We start from the raw sequence: 17,667 nt of genomic DNA on the forward strand, positions 1-17,667 counted from the left end.
GATGACAGAGGAAACAAAGGAAGAGGAAAAACAGGAAGAAAAGCCGGGATTTTTCAAACGGCTGGTTTCCGGTCTGACAAAGACCAGGAATAACATCGTAGCGGGAATGGAAAGCATCTTCAGCGGATTTTCCCAGATTGATGAAGAGTTCTATGAGGAACTGGAAGAACTTTTGATCATGGGAGACCTGGGAGTGACAGCCACCTATGATTTGCTGGAAGATCTGAAAAAAAAGGTGAAAGAACGGCATATCAAGGAACCGGCGCAGTGCCGGGAGCTTTTGATCGAAAGCCTGAAAGAGCAGATGGGAGGAGAGGCCGACTACGCATTTGAATCCCGCAGATCCGTGGTTCTGGTGATCGGCGTCAACGGCGTGGGAAAGACCACCACCATCGGAAAACTGGCAGGACAGCTGCGCCGGCAGAATAAAAAAGTGGTTCTGGCGGCAGCAGATACGTTCCGGGCAGCGGCAGGAGAACAGCTGTCCGAATGGGCAAGGCGGGCGGATGCAGAATTGATCGCAGGGCAGGACGGATCCGATCCGGCAGCGGTGATATATGATGCAGTAGCGGCGGCCAAATCCCGGAAAGCGGACGTTTTGATCTGTGATACGGCAGGAAGGCTTCACAACAAAAAAAACCTGATGGAGGAGCTGCGAAAAATAAACCGGATCATAGACCGGGAATATCCGGATGCCTTCCGGGAAACACTGGTAGTCCTGGATGCCGCTACAGGCCAGAATGCGCTGCAGCAGGCAAAAGAGTTTTCGGAGGTGGCAGATGTTACGGGAATCATATTGACCAAGATGGACGGTACCGCTAAAGGCGGGATCGCCATCGCCATCCAGTCGGAGCTGGGGATTCCGGTAAAATATATCGGGGTGGGAGAATCGATAGAGGATCTGCAGAAATTTGATGCGGATTTATTTATAAAAGCGTTGTTTGACACGGGAAAAGCGGAGTAGAAGGAGGAGACGACTATGTTGACATTGGAAAAATTTGAACAGGCAAGTGAATTGGTGAAAAACGTCACGATTCCCACAAAGCTGGTGTACAGCGAATATCTCAGCAGACAGACGGGCGGAAAGGTATTTCTGAAGCCGGAAAATATGCAGTATACAGGAGCATATAAAGTGAGAGGCGCCTATTATAAGATCAGCACGCTTTCAGAGGAAGAGCGGGCAAAAGGGCTGATCGCCGCTTCTGCGGGAAACCACGCACAGGGAGTTGCTTATGCGGCTTCCCAGTTCAACTGTCATGCAACCATTGTCATGCCTACGATTACTCCACTGATCAAAGTCAACCGTACCAAAAACTATGGAGCAGACGTCGTGCTTTACGGAGACGTTTATGATGATTCCTGCGCTTATGCGAAAAAACTGGCGGAAGAGAAAGGATATACGTTTGTCCATGCATTTGATGACCTGGAGGTTGCCACAGGGCAGGGAACCATTGCCATGGAGATCGTGCAGGAGCTGCCCACAGTAGATTACATTCTGGTTCCGGTAGGGGGAGGCGGACTGATCACGGGAGTATCTACCCTGGCAAAGATGCTGAATCCTAAGATCAAGGTGATCGGAGTGGAGCCGGCAGCGGCGGCCAGTATGACGGCGGCTATCAAAGCCGGAAAGCCGGTTACCCTTCCCAGCGCCAATACCATTGCGGACGGGACAGCAGTGAAGCACGTGGGGGATACTCTTTTCCCCTATGCCAAGGAGAATATCGATGAGATCATTCTGGTGGAAGATGACGAGCTGATCGGAGCTTTTTTGGATATGGTAGAAAATCATAAGATGGTAGTGGAAAATTCAGGGCTTTTAACGGTGGCCGCTCTGAAAAAAATGGATCTGAAGGGAAAGAAAGCCGTTTCCATCCTAAGTGGCGGAAATATGGATGTGATTACCATGTCCTCCATTGTTCAGCACGGACTGATCCAGAGAGACAGGATCTTCTCCGTTTCTGTCCTGCTTCCGGACAAGCCGGGAGAACTGGTACGTGTAGCTGCCACGATCGCAGATGCACAGGGGAACGTGATCAAGCTGGAGCATAATCAGTTTGTCAGCACAAACAGAAATGCGGCGGTAGAGCTTCGGATCACCATGGAAGCATTTGGAACGGAGCACAAGCATCAACTGATGAAAGCGCTGGAAAAAGAGGGATTTTCCCCGAGGGAGATCGGAGCCAAATTATACTAAGAGAATCCGGGATAGATGAAACCTTCTGCAAAGTGCATTCCGACGACGATGTGAAGGGCTATTATCAGGGGCATGCTCTTCACGGAATACCCGTAGGGAGGGAGCACGGAACGGTAGCATGGTGTGAAACAGGAAGCAACAAGACCATCAGCAAAATGCTGGTGGTTTTTTCTATGCAAAAAAGAAGGAGAACATGCTGGAGATAAACGTTTGAAAGGATGAGCCGAAATATATTACAAGAATCTATCCGCCTTAAAAACCATATTGACAATAATTGTATCATTGTATACAATTATACAAAACAAATTTGTAAGAAATAAAGGAGAGTCTGTGTCATGATGGAAGAAAGAAAAGTGTATTTAGACAAGCATACCAATTTACTGCAGCTGGAAGAGCATATGTATCCGTTGGTGGAAGTCAGTCAGCCAAACGTATTCCGCAATCTGTTCCGTTATGATGAGATTCCCAAGATCGCGTTCAATGACAGGATCGTGCCCCACAGCATGCCGGATGAGATCTGGATCACAGATACCACATTCCGGGATGGACAACAGTCCCGGGCGCCCTATAGCACGGAGCAGATCGTAACCTTGTTTGACTATTTCCATAAACTGGGAGGACCAAACGGAAAGATCCGGCAGTCGGAGTTTTTCCTTTACAGCAAAAAGGACAGGGACGCCGTGTATAAGTGCATGGAAAGAGGGTATCAGTTTCCGGAAGTGACCAGCTGGATCCGCGCCAGTAAAAAGGATTTTCAACTGGTAAAGGATATTGGACTGAAGGAGACAGGAATCCTGGTCAGCTGTTCGGATTATCATATTTTTTATAAGCTGAAAAAGACCAGAAGAGAGGCAATGGAGCACTATCTGTCAGTGATACGGGAATGTCTGGAAACAGGGGTGAGTCCCAGGTGCCACCTGGAGGACATTACCCGGTCCGATATTTACGGCTTTGTGATCCCCTTCTGTCTGGAGCTGATGAACCTGATGGAGGAATATCAGATCCCCATTAAGATCCGTGTGTGCGACACCATGGGATATGGGGTGAATTATCCGGGAGCAGTGATCCCAAGATCGATTCCCGGCATCATCTACGGACTTCGGGTTCATGCAGGAGTGCCCAGCTCCCTGATCGAGTTCCACGGCCACAATGATTTTTACAAGGCGGTCAGCAATTCCACCACAGCTTGGCTTTACGGGGCAAGCGGAGTCAATTGTTCCCTGTTCGGGATTGGAGAAAGGACGGGAAATACGCCGCTGGAAGCAATGGTGTTTGAGTACGCACAGATCAGAGGGACGCTGGATGGCATGGATACGACAGTCATCTCGGAGCTGGCAGATTATTATGAGAAGGAGATCGGGTACCGGGTACCTTCCAGAACACCTTTCGTGGGCCGGAATTTTAATGTGACAAGAGCGGGGATCCATGCGGACGGCCTGCTGAAAAATGAAGAGATCTACAACGTATTTGATACGGACAAATTTTTGAATCGTCCGCCTCTGGTAGCTGTTTCCAACACTTCGGGACTGGCAGGGATCGCGCACTGGATCAACTGCTATTTCCGGTTGCCCAGGGAGGTGCATGTGGACAAAAGCAGTCCCCTGGTATGCGCCGTAAAAGAGTGGGTGGATAAAGAGTACGAGGAAGGAAGAGTGACGGTTCTGACAGACGGGGAACTGGTGGAAGTGATCGAAGAACTTTGCAGAAAGAACGGGTGGAAGAGTCCGGGGGAATCGGTTCAGGAAGTATAACCCAGTAAAAACAACAAAGATCAGATAAAGGAGTATGTCATGGAAGAGTATCAAGATCATTCTTTGAGAGGGAAGGTATTTCAGCAGCTGCGAGAGAGGATCCTGACGGGACAGTACCAGGAAAAGGATGAACTGCGGGAGATTACCATCGGAGAAGAACTGGGAGTCAGCAGAACGCCGGTAAGAGAGGCGTTAAGGCAATTGGAACTGGAAGGACTGGTGGAGATCGTTCCCAACAAAGGAGCCTTTGTGATAGGGATCTCCCCAAAAGACGTGGCGGACATTTACCAGATCAGATCTCTTTTGGAGGGGATGTGCACCAGATGGGCAACCTTTCATATTACGGAGAAACAGATAGAGGAGCTGGAAGAAATCGTGATGCTTTCGGAATTTCATCTGAAAAAGAAAGAAGGAAGCCAGGCCTCCCAGGTTTCCCACCTGGACGGCAGATTCCATCAGATCCTGTACGAAGCTTCCGACAGCAGGATCATGCGGCACGTTCTGACGGATTTTCATCGGTATGTACAGATGGCAAGGACCAGATCTGTGAAGGAGACGGACCGGGCAGAAAAATCCATCCAGGAACACAAAGAAATCCTGGAGGCAGTTAAGCAAAAAGAGGCAGACCGGGCGGAAAAACTGGCCAATGCACACGTTCTTCATGCCATGGAGCATCTGGATATGAAATGGGAGAAGGAAGAAGAGACGCCGGATCAGTCCGGCCGCTAGCGGCAATGCAAACCGGATACAGACAGAAGGAGAAAGCAAATGGAAAAGATAAAAATGAACCAGCCGATCGTAGAGATGGACGGAGATGAGATGACAAGGATTCTGTGGGAGATGATCAAGGAACATCTGCTTCATCCCTTTTTGGAATTGAATACGGAATATTACGATCTGGGACTGGCACATAGAGATGAGACAGACGACAAGGTTACAGAGGCATCTGCCCTGGCCACGAAAAAGCACCGGGTGGCAGTAAAATGCGCCACCATCACACCGAATGCAGCCAGAGTAGAAGAGTACGGACTGAAGGAGATGTGGAGAAGCCCCAATGGAACGATCCGTGCGATGTTGGACGGTACGGTCTTCCGGGCGCCCATTGTGGTAAAAGGGATTGAACCCTGCGTGAAAAACTGGAAACAGCCCATTACCATTGCCCGTCATGCTTATGGGGACGTCTATAAAGGTGTGGAAATGAAGATTCCGGCAGCAGGAAAAGCAGAGCTGGTCTACACGGCAAAGGACGGAAGCCAGATGCGGGAAGTGATCCATGAATTTGCAGGAGAAGGTATCCTGCAGGGAATGCACAACTGCCGCAAGTCCATTGAAAGCTTTGCAAGAAGCTGCTTTACCTACGCCCTGGACACTAGACAGGACCTCTGGTTTTCCACCAAGGATACCATTTCTAAAAAGTACGATCACACATTTAAAGATATTTTTCAGGAAATATTCGATGCGGAATACAAGGAACGGTTTGAGAAAGAGAAGATCACCTATTTTTATACGCTGATCGATGATGCGGTGGCAAGAGTGATGAAGTCAGAAGGCGGATATATCTGGGCCTGCAAAAATTATGACGGCGATGTGATGAGCGATATGATCTCTTCCGCATTTGGATCCCTGGCAATGATGACCTCCGTTTTGGTGTCTCCCGACGGCTGCTACGAATATGAGGCAGCCCATGGAACCGTACAGCGCCACTACTACAAACATCTGGCAGGCGAACAGACATCTACGAATTCGGTGGCGACGATCTTTGCGTGGACAGGCGCTTTGCGAAAAAGAGGAGAACTGGATGGAAACAAAAGACTGATGGAGTTTGCAAAAAAGCTGGAGGAAGCCACCTTATCCACCATTGAAAAGGGAAAAATGACAAAGGATCTGGCACTGATTACGTCTTTGGAGGATGTGACGGTGCTGGACAGTGAAGGGTTTATCCGGGAAGTAAAACGGACACTGGAGGGGCTTTTGTAGGCGCTCCTTCGGATGACCAAAGGGACATCAGCCGGCCGAAATAAAATGAAACACAGAAAATAAAACCCCCTTTTTATAGCTTGGATCTGACGGAAGCTTCCAGTCAGGCTGTAAAAAGGGGGTTTTAAAAATCAGAGGGAAGCTTCTTCCAGTTCCTCCCATCGGACGTAAAGGGCTTCCAGCTGCTCCTGCAAAGAGGCATGTTCCGTCGCCAATTCCTGACACAAAACAGAGTTGGTAAAATTCTCTTCCAGCGTCATAAGGTGGTCGATCTCCTCGCAGCGAGCCTCCAGCTCCATGATAGCCGTCTCTGTCTTTTGCAGATCGTTCTGACGCTTTCGTTCCCTGGCCTGCAGCTCTTTTTGTTCCTGCCAGGACAGACGGGATCCGGAAGAAGAGGCGGGGGAGGAAGAAGCGGAAGAAGAGGACTGCTCCAAAGCAGAGCTCTGCTGCGCCTTTTTCTCCAGATAGTAATCGTAATTTCCTAGATAATTATGGAAACTGCCGTCAGAAAGCTCCAGAATGCGGGAAGCCGTCTGATTGATAAAATACCGGTCATGGGAAACAAACAGAAGGGTGCCGGTATAATCGTTGAGGGCCTGCTCCAGAATCTCCTTGGAGGTGATGTCCAGGTGGTTGGTAGGCTCGTCCAGAATGAGGAAGTTTGCCTCGGAGAGCATCAGCTTGGCCAGGGATACCCGTCCTCTTTCCCCGCCGCTGAGAGCGGAGATCTGTTTGAACACATCGTCGCCGGTAAACAGAAAGGCAGCCAGCACGTTGCGGATCTTTGTCCCGGTAAGGGAAGGATAGGCGTCGGATATCTCTTCAAATACAGTCTTGTCCATGTGAAGTACATGATGCTCCTGGTCATAGTAGCCGATCTTTACCTGGGATCCCAGAAGGAATTCTCCCCGGTCTGCTTTTACGACCCGGTTTAAAATCTTCAGAAGAGTGGTTTTTCCTGTTCCGTTTCCGCCTATGACGGCGACATGTTCCCCTCTCTTTATCTGAAAATCCACATCAGCAAACAGAGGCTGAGAGGGATAGGCCTTGGTCAGTCCGGAAACTGTCAGCACGTCGTTTCCACTGAGGATGGAAGGCTCCAGCTTTAGATGCATGGAAGCAGAAGGGTCTGCAGGCTTTTCAAGAGGGGTGATCCTTTCCAGCAGTTTTTCCCGGCTTTCTGCCCGCTTGATGGATTTTTCCCGGTTAAAGGAACGCAGTTTTTCAATCACGGCTTCCTGGTGTTTGATTTCCTGCTGCTGCTTCAGATACTCCTTTTTTCGGGCTTCGATCCGGTCTCTTTTTTTTGCGGCGTACAGGTCATAGTTGCCGGAATAGACAGAAAGGGAGCCGTGATCCAGATCAATGATCTTAGAGACGGTCCGATTCAGAAAATACCGGTCATGGGAGACGATCAGGACGGCGCCGGGACAGCCGCTCAGGTAGGATTCCAGCCATACCACGGAATCCAGATCCAGATGGTTGGTGGGCTCATCCAGAAGAAGAAGATCCGGTTTGGACAAAAGCAGCTTACCAAGGGCTACGCGGGTCTTCTGCCCACCCGACAGGGAGGCTACCGGTTTTTCAAATTCTTCTTCTGAAAAGCCCAGTCCCTTCAGGACCCCGGTGATCTCGCTTTCACAGGCGTAGCCGTTCTGGCGTTCAAAGGACTCTACCAGACGGTGGTAATGCTCCAGACGATCCTGCAAAGCGCTGCCGGAAAGGTGCTTTAATTCCTGCTCCACCGTCCGGATCGTTTCTTCCAGTTGAAAAATATGAGCTTTGGCCAGGCGCACTTCCTGATAGATGGTAGCCCGGCTTTCCATGGCCTGATGCTGGGACAGATAGCCCAGAGTTTTTCCCTTCGCAAGGATAACGCTTCCGGAATCGGCAGCGATCTCTCCGGTCAGGATTTTTAAAAGAGTAGACTTTCCGGCTCCGTTGGGTCCTACAAGGGCGGCCTTTTCATGGTCTTCTATGTGGAAAGAACCTTCGGAGAGAATACGTTGTTCCCCGAAGGATTTGGTAATCTGATGACATGCCAAAAGCATGGATATCCCTCGTTTCTGCTGTGAGATTTCACGGTAAAACAGCTATTTTATTATAACGGATACCGGAGAAAATACAACCCAAAAAGTTTGACTTTGACAATGGAATTCTATATAATAATGACAAAATGATAGCGACAAAACCTATGGGAGGACAAAATAGTGGAAGAAAGAGAAATTTCACAGGCTGTGATCCGCAGGCTGCCAAGATATTACCGTTATTTGGGAGAACTTTTGGAAAATGGAATGGAAAGGATCTCCTCAAATGACCTGAGCAAGCGCATGAAAGTGACGGCATCCCAGATCCGTCAGGACCTGAACAATTTCGGCGGATTCGGACAGCAGGGATACGGCTACAATGTCAAATATCTTTACACGGAAATCGGAAAGATCCTGGGTCTGGAGCAGGATCATAACATCATCATCATCGGAGCAGGAAATCTGGGACAGGCGCTGGCCAATTACGCCGCTTTTGAGAGCAGAGGGTTTATCCTGAAAGGGATCTTCGATGTAAATCCCAGACTGGAGGGAGTGACGATCCGAGGAGTTCCCATCCGCATGATGGATGAGATCAATTCTTTCGTGAAGAATAACGAGGTGGAGATCGCCGTTTTGACGATTCCAAAAGATAAGGCGCTTGAAGTTGCAGACCGTCTGGTGGAAAACGGAGTCAGGGCGATCTGGAATTTTGCCCACACAGATCTGAATCTTCCGGATCATATCATTGTGGAAAACGTGCATCTGTCAGAAAGTCTGATGCAGTTGTCTTATAATATCAGCAGATACAAGGAAGAACATCGCAAATAACGATACATACAGACGTGTAACAAAAAGAGTGTGGGGAGGACAGTCTTGCTGTTACACGTCCTTTTTTATGAAGGAGGGGAAGAGCCGGTGAGAATGCTGCTGACAAAAGAGCAGATGAAACAGGCGGACGCATACACCATCTCACAAAAAGGGATCCCGGCGGAGACTTTGATGGAGCGGGCGGCCTTTGCTTTTGTGGAGGCGCTGCTGAAAAGAAAGACGGATTTGTCCAAGGTCTGTGTTTTATGCGGAACAGGCAACAATGGAGGAGACGGCCTTGCTATTGCCAGGATCCTGAAGGAGCGGAATGTGGACGTGACGGTGGTGGTCACAGGCGATCAAAAAAAGGGCAGTCCGCTTTTTTTCTGGGAGATGCAGCGCCTGTTGGAGAGGGGATGCCGGATGGAGAAAGAATACCGGGAGGAGGACGGCGATCTGCTGGTGGACGCTATGTTTGGCGTGGGTCTTTCCAGGGAACTGTCGCCCCGGGATCAGGAGCTGATCCGGCGTCTAAACGCCCTGAAAAAAGAAGTCTGGGCGGTGGATGTGCCTTCCGGCGTTTGCGTCTCCACCGGAAAGATCTACGGAGAAGCATTAAAAGCGCAGGTAACCGTCACCTTTCAGGTGGAAAAGCCAGGTCTCTTTCTCTTTCCCGGGAAGCAGTATGCGGGGGAAATCCTCTGCAGGGATATCGGGATCTCTTTGGACGGGGTTCAGGAAAAGGACGCCTGCTTTCTTCTGGAACAGGAGGAATACCGACAGCTTCTGCCGCTTCGGAAAGAAGATTCCCACAAGGGGACTTATGGAAAAATCCTTCTGATAGCAGGAAGCAGAGGGATGGCAGGAGCCGCCTACTTGAGCGGACAGGCCGCTTATCTGAGCGGGGCGGGGATGGTGCGGATCTATACTCCGGCGGAAAACAGGGTCATTTTGCAGACCCTTCTGCCCCAGGCGATGGTCAGTGAATATGAAAGCTTTGACCGAAATCAATTGCTGGAACTGCTGAACTGGGCGGATGCAGTGACCATCGGGCCGGGAATGGGAACAGGAGCCGATGCGGATCAGATCCTGGAAACCGTACTCAAAGAAAGCGGCCTTCCTTGCGTGATCGATGCAGACGGCCTGAATCTTCTGGCACAGAGGAAGCTAAAGAGAAAGCAGTTTTTGGGAAGAGCGGTAATACTGACGCCTCACATCGGGGAAATGAGCCGGCTGCTGCAGTGCCCGGCAGAGCGGTGGAAAGAAGAGAGGATAGAAGTCCTGCGGGAATTTGTGAGAGACTATCAGGTGACCTGTATCCTGAAGGATGCCAGGACCCTGGTGGCAGACGAAAGGAGGATGGCTTTGAACCTGACGGGGAACCAATCGGTGGCCAAAGCAGGATCCGGCGACATCCTGTCCGGTATTTTGACGGCGCTTCTGGCACAGGGAATGGATCCCTGGGAGGCGGGAGCGCTGGGGGTCTGGCTCCACGGGCGGGCGGCAGACCTTGCGAGAGAGCAAAAGGGAAGCTACAGTGTTTTGGAAAAAGATTTTCTGGAAAGTCTGGGAAGGGTATGGAAAGAGGAGGAAGAAAGATGAAAACATATGCAAGAGCTTGTGCGAAGATCAATTTGGATGCCATTGAATCCAATGTGGAACAGATGAAAGCGAACCTGAAGGAAGGCACCAGGATGCTGACCGTTCTGAAAGCAGACGGCTGTGGCCACGGAGCCCTGCCGGTGGCACATCTTTTGGAAGAAAAAGAATATCTCTGGGGATTTGCCGTGGCGACGCTGGACGAGGCGATGGTTCTGAGGAAAGACGGAGTAAAAAAGCCGGTTCTGGTGCTTGGTTGTATTTTTCCGGAACAGAGGGCAGAGGCGATCTCCCATGAGATACGGCAAACGGTATATACTGTGGAAATGGCAGAGGAGATAGCACACCTTGCACAGGAAATGGGGAAGGATGCCTATGTGCATGTGAAACTGGATACAGGAATGGCCAGACTCGGATTTCCGTCCAGAGAAGAAAGTGTAGAACAGATCCGGCAGATCGCAGGTCTGCCCGGTTTGAAGGCAGAGGGGATGTTTACCCACTTCGCAAAGGCGGACGAGACAGACAAAACGTTTACCAACCGGCAGATCGAGGCATACTGCTTTGTCCGCAGAAGGCTGGAGGAAGAAGGCGTGACATTTCCCATCTACCACTGCTCCAACAGCGCCGCTATCATTGATATGCCGGAAGCAAATATGGATATGGTGCGGGCAGGGATCGCCATCTACGGACTGTACCCCTCCGAGGAAGTGAAGAAAGAGGCGGTAAAGCTGACGCCGGCTATGGAGTGGATCAGTCATGTGGCACACGTAAAGTGGGTGGAGGCAGGAACCCCTGTCAGTTACGGAGGAACCTTTGTGACAGAAAGACCTACACGGATCGCCACCGTTCCCATCGGATATGCGGACGGATATCCCAGAAGTCTTTCCAACAAGGGATATGTGTTGATCCGGGGCCAGAAAGCGCCTATTCTGGGAAGAGTATGCATGGATCAGATGATGGTAGATGCGACCGAAATAGAAGGGACGGCATTTGGAGACAGAGTGACACTGGTAGGAAGAGACGGAAAGGAAGAGATCAGCATCCAGATCCTGGCAGAGCTTTCCGAAAGGTTTAATTATGAATTTGCCTGCGATATCAGCAAACGCGTTCCCCGGGAATACTGGAGAGGCGGAAAACGGGTGGCGCAGATCGATTATTTCGCATAGAAATGCGCAGGCAAGCATCAAAAAAGGAGAAATTAAACAGCTTATGGAAGAAGGAAGTTTATTCCATCGCATGAAATATCTGTTTCAGACAGAGGATGAGATGGGAGAAGAAACACAAAAGGAAGCGGCGGGATTGATCCGCAATATCTTAAGGTATCTGGACAAAGAAGCCGGCGACATCATGACCCACAGAAAGCATATCGTGGCCATCGACGGGAATAAATCTTTGGAGGCGGCGCTGAAATTTATGCTGTCCGAAAGCTTTTCCAGATTTCCGATCTACGGGGAAGATATCGATGAGATCATCGGGATCCTCCACCTAAGAGACGCTATGACGGCTTATTTCCGGGAGGAACTAAGACAGGTTCCCATCCGGGAGCTTGTGGAATATATCCGACCGGTAACCTTTATTCCCGAGACAAAGAGCATTGATACGCTGTTTCGGGAAATGCAGGCGGAAAAAAGCCACATGACCATTGTACTGGACGAGTACGGACAGACCTCGGGTCTGGTAGCCATGGAGGACATCCTGGAGGAGATCGTAGGAAATATCCTGGATGAATATGACGAAGAAGAGATCCAGATCCTCCGTCAGGCAGACGGGAGCTACCTGGCAAAGGGACTGATGGAGCTGGAAGAGCTGGAAGAAGTGATACCGGTGGTGTTTGAAAAGGAGGAATACGAGACGCTGAACGGATTTCTCATTGCACAGCTGGATCGGATCCCTGGCGAGGACGAAAAAGAACAGGTAGAATACGAAGGCTGGCTTTTTACGATCCTCCAGGTGGACAACAATATCATTCAGAGAGTTAAGATTGAAAAAAGAAAAGAAGAATGATAGAATAGGCAACGTGTGATAAAAATCAAGTGAAGGAGAAAAAGATGTCCGGACATTCTAAATTTGCAAACATCAAACATAAAAAAGAAAAAAACGATGCCGCCAAAGGAAAGATCTTTACCAAACTGGGGAAGGAGCTGGCAGTGGCAGTCAAGGAAGGCGGAAGTGCAGATCCTGCCAATAACAGCCGCCTGCGGGATGTGATCGCGAAGGCGAAGGCCAACAATATGCCAAACGATACTATCGAACGCAACATCAAAAAAGCGGACGGGGACGCCAACGCGGCAAACTACGAGCATATTATCTACGAAGGATACGGGCCGGGAGGCACAGCTATTATTGTGGAGACCCTGACTGACAACAAGAACAGGACAGCCTCCAACGTAAAAAATGCTTTCACGAAGGGTAGCGGAAGCGTAGGAACGCCGGGATGTGTCTCCTTTATGTTTGATAAAAAGGGACAGATCATTATTGATAAGGAAGAGTACGAGGGAGACGGAGACGAACTGATGATGCTGGCTCTGGATGCCGGAGCAGAAGACTTTGAGGAGCAGGAGGACAGCTACGAGATCGTGACGGCTCCGGAAGAGTTTGGTCAGGTGCGGATCGCGCTGGAAGAGCAGGGGATCCCTATGGCGGCAGCAGAGGTGACCATGATCCCCCAGACGTATGTAAAGCTGACAGATGCAAAGGACATCGCTGGGATCCAAAAGACGATGGATCTGCTGGAGGATGATGACGACGTGCAGGATGTGTACCACAACTGGGAAATGGAAGCATAAGAGTCAGGAGAACAGGATGAAGGATTATACAGAACTGCTCCCACAACTGTTTGAGGAAATGCTGGGACAGATAAAGTATTTTAAAAAGAAGACATATCAGGATCTGTTTGAATCGCTTTTTGAGAAGCACAGACCTCTCATGGAGGCGCTTCAGGAATCTTATGAGTCAGAGGAGGATTTCCTGGATCGGACGGCGGGGATCATCCCGGATTATGCCCAGGAAAAGCTTTCCCATCTGTCCAAAGGAAAACGGGAGGTACAGATGGTGGATTATAATATGAGCATGGCGGTCTACATCGTTCCTCTGTTGAAGTATTCCAGACAGGAGGGTCCTGCCAGACTGGCAAAGGAAATGGTGATCCGATGGAATGAGAAAAAAATGATGCCGCTGATCCTGCAGGAATCTTCCTATGAAGAAATTTCCGGAGGATTTAAGAAAGGCTTCTGCTATATTACGACAGCCATCTGCAAAAGCAGAGGATTGCCGGATGACTGTGAAGAACTGACGATGCTACGCAGCTACCGGGATACATATCTTTTGGCGACGGAAGAGGGCAGGATGCTGGTGGAGGACTATTACGACACGGCTCCGGCGCTGGTGCAGTGTCTGGATATGCGGAAAGACGCGGCAAGGATTTATGAAAGACTGTATAAAAAAGAACTGACGGAATGTCTTTCTCTGATCAGGGCGGGACAAAACGAGATGTGCAAAGAACGATATGTGGACATGGTGAAACACCTGCAGAGATCTTACGGGGGAACCTGTACACATTAAGGGGGAAAAAACATGGCGGCAAAGTCCACCAAAAAAACACAGACAACAAAAAGAAGTACCGGCACAAAAAAAACCGGGGCAACCGGAAAAAGGAAGACGGCAGCGAGGAAGACCGGAACCGGCAGAAAGAAGGCCGGCACATCCGGAGGAGATCTGGGGTTTCTGAAACTGGAAACGGTTATCTGGACGCTGCTGACACTGTATGTATTGATGTTTATCAGTAATCTGGGGATAGGCGGAGCAGTCGGCCGCTTTATCTCCGGTCTTCTTTTTAGTGGATTTGGGTGGATGTCCTATCCCCTTCCGATCCTCCTGTTTTTGGGAACTGTTTTTGGTGTGGCCAACAGACGCAACAAAAGGGTATACGGAAAACTTCTGGCCTCTGTTTTGTGCTTTGTCATGGTCTGCACCCTGCTTCAGCTGATGGACGGAAAAGGAGGCGGCCTGGGAGGGACAATAGAACAGCTTCTGGCTCCCAATCTGGGAGTGGCAGGAGCCTACGTGATCACCTTTGTCCTTCTGATCCTTTCCTTTGTCTATCTGTCGGGCAAGTCTGCGCTGAAGGGGATCCGGGATCATGGCAAAAGACTGTTTGAGAGGATCCGGGAGAGCGCATCAGCCAAAAGAGAGACTGTCAGACAGAAAAGACAGGAAGAAAGAGCTTTTCAAGAAGCACAAAGAGCGACAGAAGCACAGGAGGAAGGGCTTCCGTGGGAGGAAGCTTTTGTGCCTTTGCCGGGAGCGCGGAAAAGAAGAGACAGAAAAGTGGAGGGCGTTTCTTTCGATACTTCCATCGTAGGGGCGTCTCCGGAAGTAAGAGAGCTGTCGTCCTATGATCAAAAGACAGAAGAGGCAGGAGAAAAAACAGAAACAGAACCGGTTCCGGTGATCCAAAGGGGAGACACAAGGCCGGAGGAGGCAGAACTTCCGGAAGAGGAAGCACTGACGGCAAAGAGAAAGAAGCATCTGGAGAAAAACGAGGCGCAAAAAGGAATTGAGGAAGTGGAAAAAGAAGCGGTAAGGCAATCCTCCATGCGTCCTCACACCTATGTACGTCCGCCTCTTACCCTTCTGAAAAAAGGAAAGCGGGGGACGGGAGAATCTGATGCCAGCCTCAGGGAAACATCCATGAAGCTGCAGCAGACGTTAAAGACCTTCGGCGTCAATGTGACGGTGACCAATATCAGCTGCGGTCCTTCCGTGACCAGATATGAGCTGCAGCCGGAGATGGGAGTGAAGGTGAGTAAGATCGTAGGCCTGTCAGATGACATCAAGTTAAATCTGGCAGCGGCAGATATCCGGATCGAAGCGCCTATCCCCGGAAAAGCGGCGGTGGGAATCGAGGTGCCCAACAAGGAAAATTCAGCGGTAATGCTACGGGATCTATTGGAATCGGAAGCCTTCCAGCGCAGCGAGTCCCGCCTTGCGTTTGCAGCAGGAAAGGACATCGGCGGCAAGCCGGTGGTGGCAGACCTTGCCAAGATGCCGCATGTACTGATCGCAGGAGCGACAGGTTCGGGAAAATCTGTCTGCATCAATACGCTGATCATGAGTATTCTGTATAAGGCGTCGCCGGAAGAAGTAAAACTGATCATGATCGACCCGAAGGTGGTGGAGCTTAGCGTTTACAACGATATCCCCCACCTGATGATCCCGGTGGTAACAGATCCTAAAAAAGCAGCCGGAGCCCTGAACTGGGGCGTGGCGGAGATGACAAGACGGTATCAGGAGTTTGCTTCCATGAATGTCCGGGATATCAAAGGATACAACGCGAAAATATCTCATCTTCCCGATACGGAAGAGGGAGAAAAGCCAAAGAAAATGCCGCAGATCGTCATTATTGTGGATGAGCTGGCAGATCTGATGATGGTGGCCCCGGGAGATGTGGAGGAAGCTATCTGCCGTCTGGCCCAGCTTGCCAGGGCGGCGGGGATCCATCTGGTACTCGCTACCCAGAGACCTTCCGTCAATGTCATTACGGGACTGATCAAGGCAAACATGCCGTCCCGTATTGCGTTTTCTGTTTCTTCCGGAGTGGATTCCAGAACCATCATTGATATGAACGGAGCGGAAAAGCTGCTGGGAAAAGGAGACATGCTGTTTTATCCCACCGGCTATCAGAAACCGGCAAGAGTCCAGGGCGCTTTCGTGACGGACAAGGAGGTACAGGATGTGGTGCATTTCCTGAAATCCAATCATCAGGAAGCTTCCTACGACGAAGAGGTGATCACCCAGGTCAATGCCGGGAACTTTGGAGAAAAAACAGAGGGATCTGCGCCGGGCGGGGAAGAAAAAGACGCCTATTTTGCGGAGGCGGGAAGGCTGATCACCGACAAGGAAAAAGCTTCGATCGGAATGATGCAGCGTGCCTTTAAGATAGGATTCAACCGGGCGGCCCGGATCATGGATCAGTTGTGCGAGGCCGGGGTCGTGGGACCGGAAGAAGGGACAAAGCCCAGGAAGGTCCTGATGACGTCAGCCGAATTTGAGGACTTCCTCGGCGAAACGGCAGAGAATAGATAAGGAGAGAGGAAAGAAGGGAGTGTGCGGTATGAAATGCCCAAATTGCGGTTCTTTCATGAGAGAGGAAGAAATGCGGTGCAGACGATGCGGATATGCCATACAGATGGTTCCGGACTACAACCCCCTGGAAGATTATCTGGCAGGAGAGATTTCCGGCAGAAATATTTCCGATCCGGTCAGCAGAAATACAACGGCAGAAAACACGATGCAAAGAAGGCGGCAGAGCACCTTGACTTCTTCCCAAAAGAAGTCTTCCTATGACGAACGGGAAAGGCGCAGAAAACAGTTGGCCAGAAAGCGGCAGGCGCAAAAAAAGAGAAGGCTCAGATTTCTGGGGGCAGCCGTTCTTCTGATCCTGGTACTGATCGTGGGAGGGATCGGGTTTTACCGGACAACCTACAGCGGTCTGGTGGGAAGAGGGCAAAAGGCTCTTCAAAATCAGGAATATGAGAAAGCGAAAAGCCTGTTTCAAAGGGCGCTGAAAAAAAATGAAAAGAAGCCGGGAGCATACGAAGGACTTGCAAAAACTTATGTTGCCGCGGGAGAGAAAGAAAAAGCAGAAACCCTGTTTCAGGAGGCAATAAAAAAGCAGCCGGGAAATGTGGAGATCTACGAAGCGCTGATCCGATATTATATGCGGGAAAAAGAAACGGAGAAGATCCCGTCGCTTTTGGAGGACGCCCGGGAATCGGTAGCGGAAGCGCTGAAGGATTATGTGATAAAAAAACCGGGATTTAGCCTGGATGACGTGCCGGTCTATGACGATGTGCAGGAGCTGACCCTTCGTGCGAAGAAGGGGCAGACGATCCGTTATACAACAGACGGGACAGCGCCTACGCTGAAAAGTCAGGAGTATACGGAGGCGATCCAGTTGGAAGAGGGAGAAACCGTGATCATCGCCATAGCGGTAGATGAAAGAAATATCCCAAGCCTTCCCCAGAAAAAGACCTATATGGTAGAGTTTCCGGTGGAGGATGCCCCGGCTGTTTCTCCTTCGACGGGACAGTATTCGGAGGCAAAGCAAATAGAGATCAAGGTTCCGGAAGGGTATGAGGCTTACTATACCCTGGATAAAACAGAACCCACCACTTCTTCCACCAAGTACACAGGACCAGTGGAGATGCCGCAGGGAGAAACGCTGTTTAAGGCTATCCTGGTCAATAAAAAGGGGAAAACAAGTGCGGTGACTACCCGAAACTATCTGTTGGAACCGGGAAATTAAGGG

The 17,667-nt window shown here is 50.2% G+C and carries 14 protein-coding genes; 13 read left to right on the top strand and 1 reads right to left on the bottom strand.

All coding sequences use genetic code 11. The features are described 5' to 3' along the window. Position 1 precedes the first annotated feature (1 nt). The 5 genes from ftsY to SOW26_RS06035 all read left to right on the top strand — a co-directional run bounded on the left by ftsY (position 2) and on the right by SOW26_RS06035 (position 5,922). Entirely contained in the window at positions 2–964 is a 963-nt protein-coding gene (ftsY, locus tag SOW26_RS06015) for a signal recognition particle-docking protein FtsY (protein WP_320652156.1), read from the top strand. Between the two features lie 15 nt (positions 965–979). Next, positions 980–2,194 carry a threonine ammonia-lyase gene (ilvA, locus tag SOW26_RS06020; protein ID WP_276959994.1) on the top strand — a complete coding sequence of 405 codons (1,215 nt, stop codon included), beginning with the start codon at positions 980–982 and terminating at the stop codon, positions 2,192–2,194. 338 nt (positions 2,195–2,532) lie between these two features. Beyond that, entirely contained in the window at positions 2,533–3,945 is a 1,413-nt protein-coding gene (locus SOW26_RS06025) for a beta/alpha barrel domain-containing protein (RefSeq protein WP_276959996.1), read from the top strand. 39 nt (positions 3,946–3,984) lie between these two features. Continuing rightward, entirely contained in the window at positions 3,985–4,674 is a 690-nt protein-coding gene (locus SOW26_RS06030) for a GntR family transcriptional regulator (protein WP_154478979.1), read from the top strand. Positions 4,675–4,713: 39 nt separating this feature from the next. After that, complete coding sequence (locus SOW26_RS06035; protein WP_154478980.1) at positions 4,714–5,922, top strand: NADP-dependent isocitrate dehydrogenase; 1,209 nt, start codon at positions 4,714–4,716, stop codon at positions 5,920–5,922. Positions 5,923–6,053: 131 nt separating this feature from the next. Here the strand turns inward: SOW26_RS06035 and SOW26_RS06040 are convergent, their stop codons facing one another. Next, entirely contained in the window at positions 6,054–7,976 is a 1,923-nt protein-coding gene (locus SOW26_RS06040; protein WP_276959230.1) for an ABC-F family ATP-binding cassette domain-containing protein, read from the bottom strand. A gap of 159 nt (positions 7,977–8,135) precedes the next feature. Between SOW26_RS06040 and SOW26_RS06045 the strand changes: the two genes are divergently transcribed. The 8 genes from SOW26_RS06045 to SOW26_RS06080 are packed head-to-tail and all read left to right on the top strand — an operon-like array spanning position 8,136 to position 17,664. Then, on the top strand, positions 8,136–8,780 hold the full coding sequence (locus SOW26_RS06045) for a redox-sensing transcriptional repressor Rex (RefSeq protein WP_276959228.1): 645 nt from the start codon (positions 8,136–8,138) through the stop codon (positions 8,778–8,780). Between the two features lie 45 nt (positions 8,781–8,825). Further along, entirely contained in the window at positions 8,826–10,361 is a 1,536-nt protein-coding gene (locus tag SOW26_RS06050) for an NAD(P)H-hydrate dehydratase (protein ID WP_276959226.1), read from the top strand. Further along, positions 10,358–11,524: an alanine racemase gene (alr, locus tag SOW26_RS06055; protein ID WP_320652074.1), complete on the top strand. Its 1,167-nt coding sequence runs from the start codon at positions 10,358–10,360 to the stop codon at positions 11,522–11,524. The genes SOW26_RS06050 and alr overlap by 4 nt, the downstream gene beginning before the upstream one ends. A 43-nt stretch (positions 11,525–11,567) precedes the next feature. After that, the gene (locus SOW26_RS06060; RefSeq protein WP_276959222.1) at positions 11,568–12,362 is read left to right on the top strand and encodes a hemolysin family protein; all 795 of its coding nucleotides are present in this window, start codon (positions 11,568–11,570) and stop codon (positions 12,360–12,362) included. Positions 12,363–12,406: 44 nt separating this feature from the next. After that, positions 12,407–13,144 (top strand): YebC/PmpR family DNA-binding transcriptional regulator, encoded by a 738-nt coding sequence (locus tag SOW26_RS06065; protein ID WP_276959220.1) that lies wholly within the window; start codon positions 12,407–12,409, stop codon positions 13,142–13,144. 16 nt (positions 13,145–13,160) lie between these two features. Continuing rightward, positions 13,161–13,919, top strand: a complete 759-nt coding sequence (locus tag SOW26_RS06070) for a CFI-box-CTERM domain-containing protein (protein WP_320652075.1) — start codon at positions 13,161–13,163, stop codon at positions 13,917–13,919. Between the two features lie 12 nt (positions 13,920–13,931). Further along, the gene (locus tag SOW26_RS06075; RefSeq protein ID WP_320652076.1) at positions 13,932–16,442 is read left to right on the top strand and encodes a DNA translocase FtsK; all 2,511 of its coding nucleotides are present in this window, start codon (positions 13,932–13,934) and stop codon (positions 16,440–16,442) included. Between the two features lie 28 nt (positions 16,443–16,470). Next, a complete protein-coding gene (locus SOW26_RS06080) occupies positions 16,471–17,664 on the top strand; it encodes a chitobiase/beta-hexosaminidase C-terminal domain-containing protein (protein ID WP_320652077.1) in 1,194 nt (397 codons plus the stop codon). Positions 17,665–17,667 lie beyond the last annotated feature (3 nt).

Origin of the sequence: Suipraeoptans intestinalis (assembly GCF_034091795.1) — a bacterium.
Classification (GTDB): domain Bacteria; phylum Bacillota; class Clostridia; order Lachnospirales; family Lachnospiraceae; genus Suipraeoptans; species Suipraeoptans intestinalis.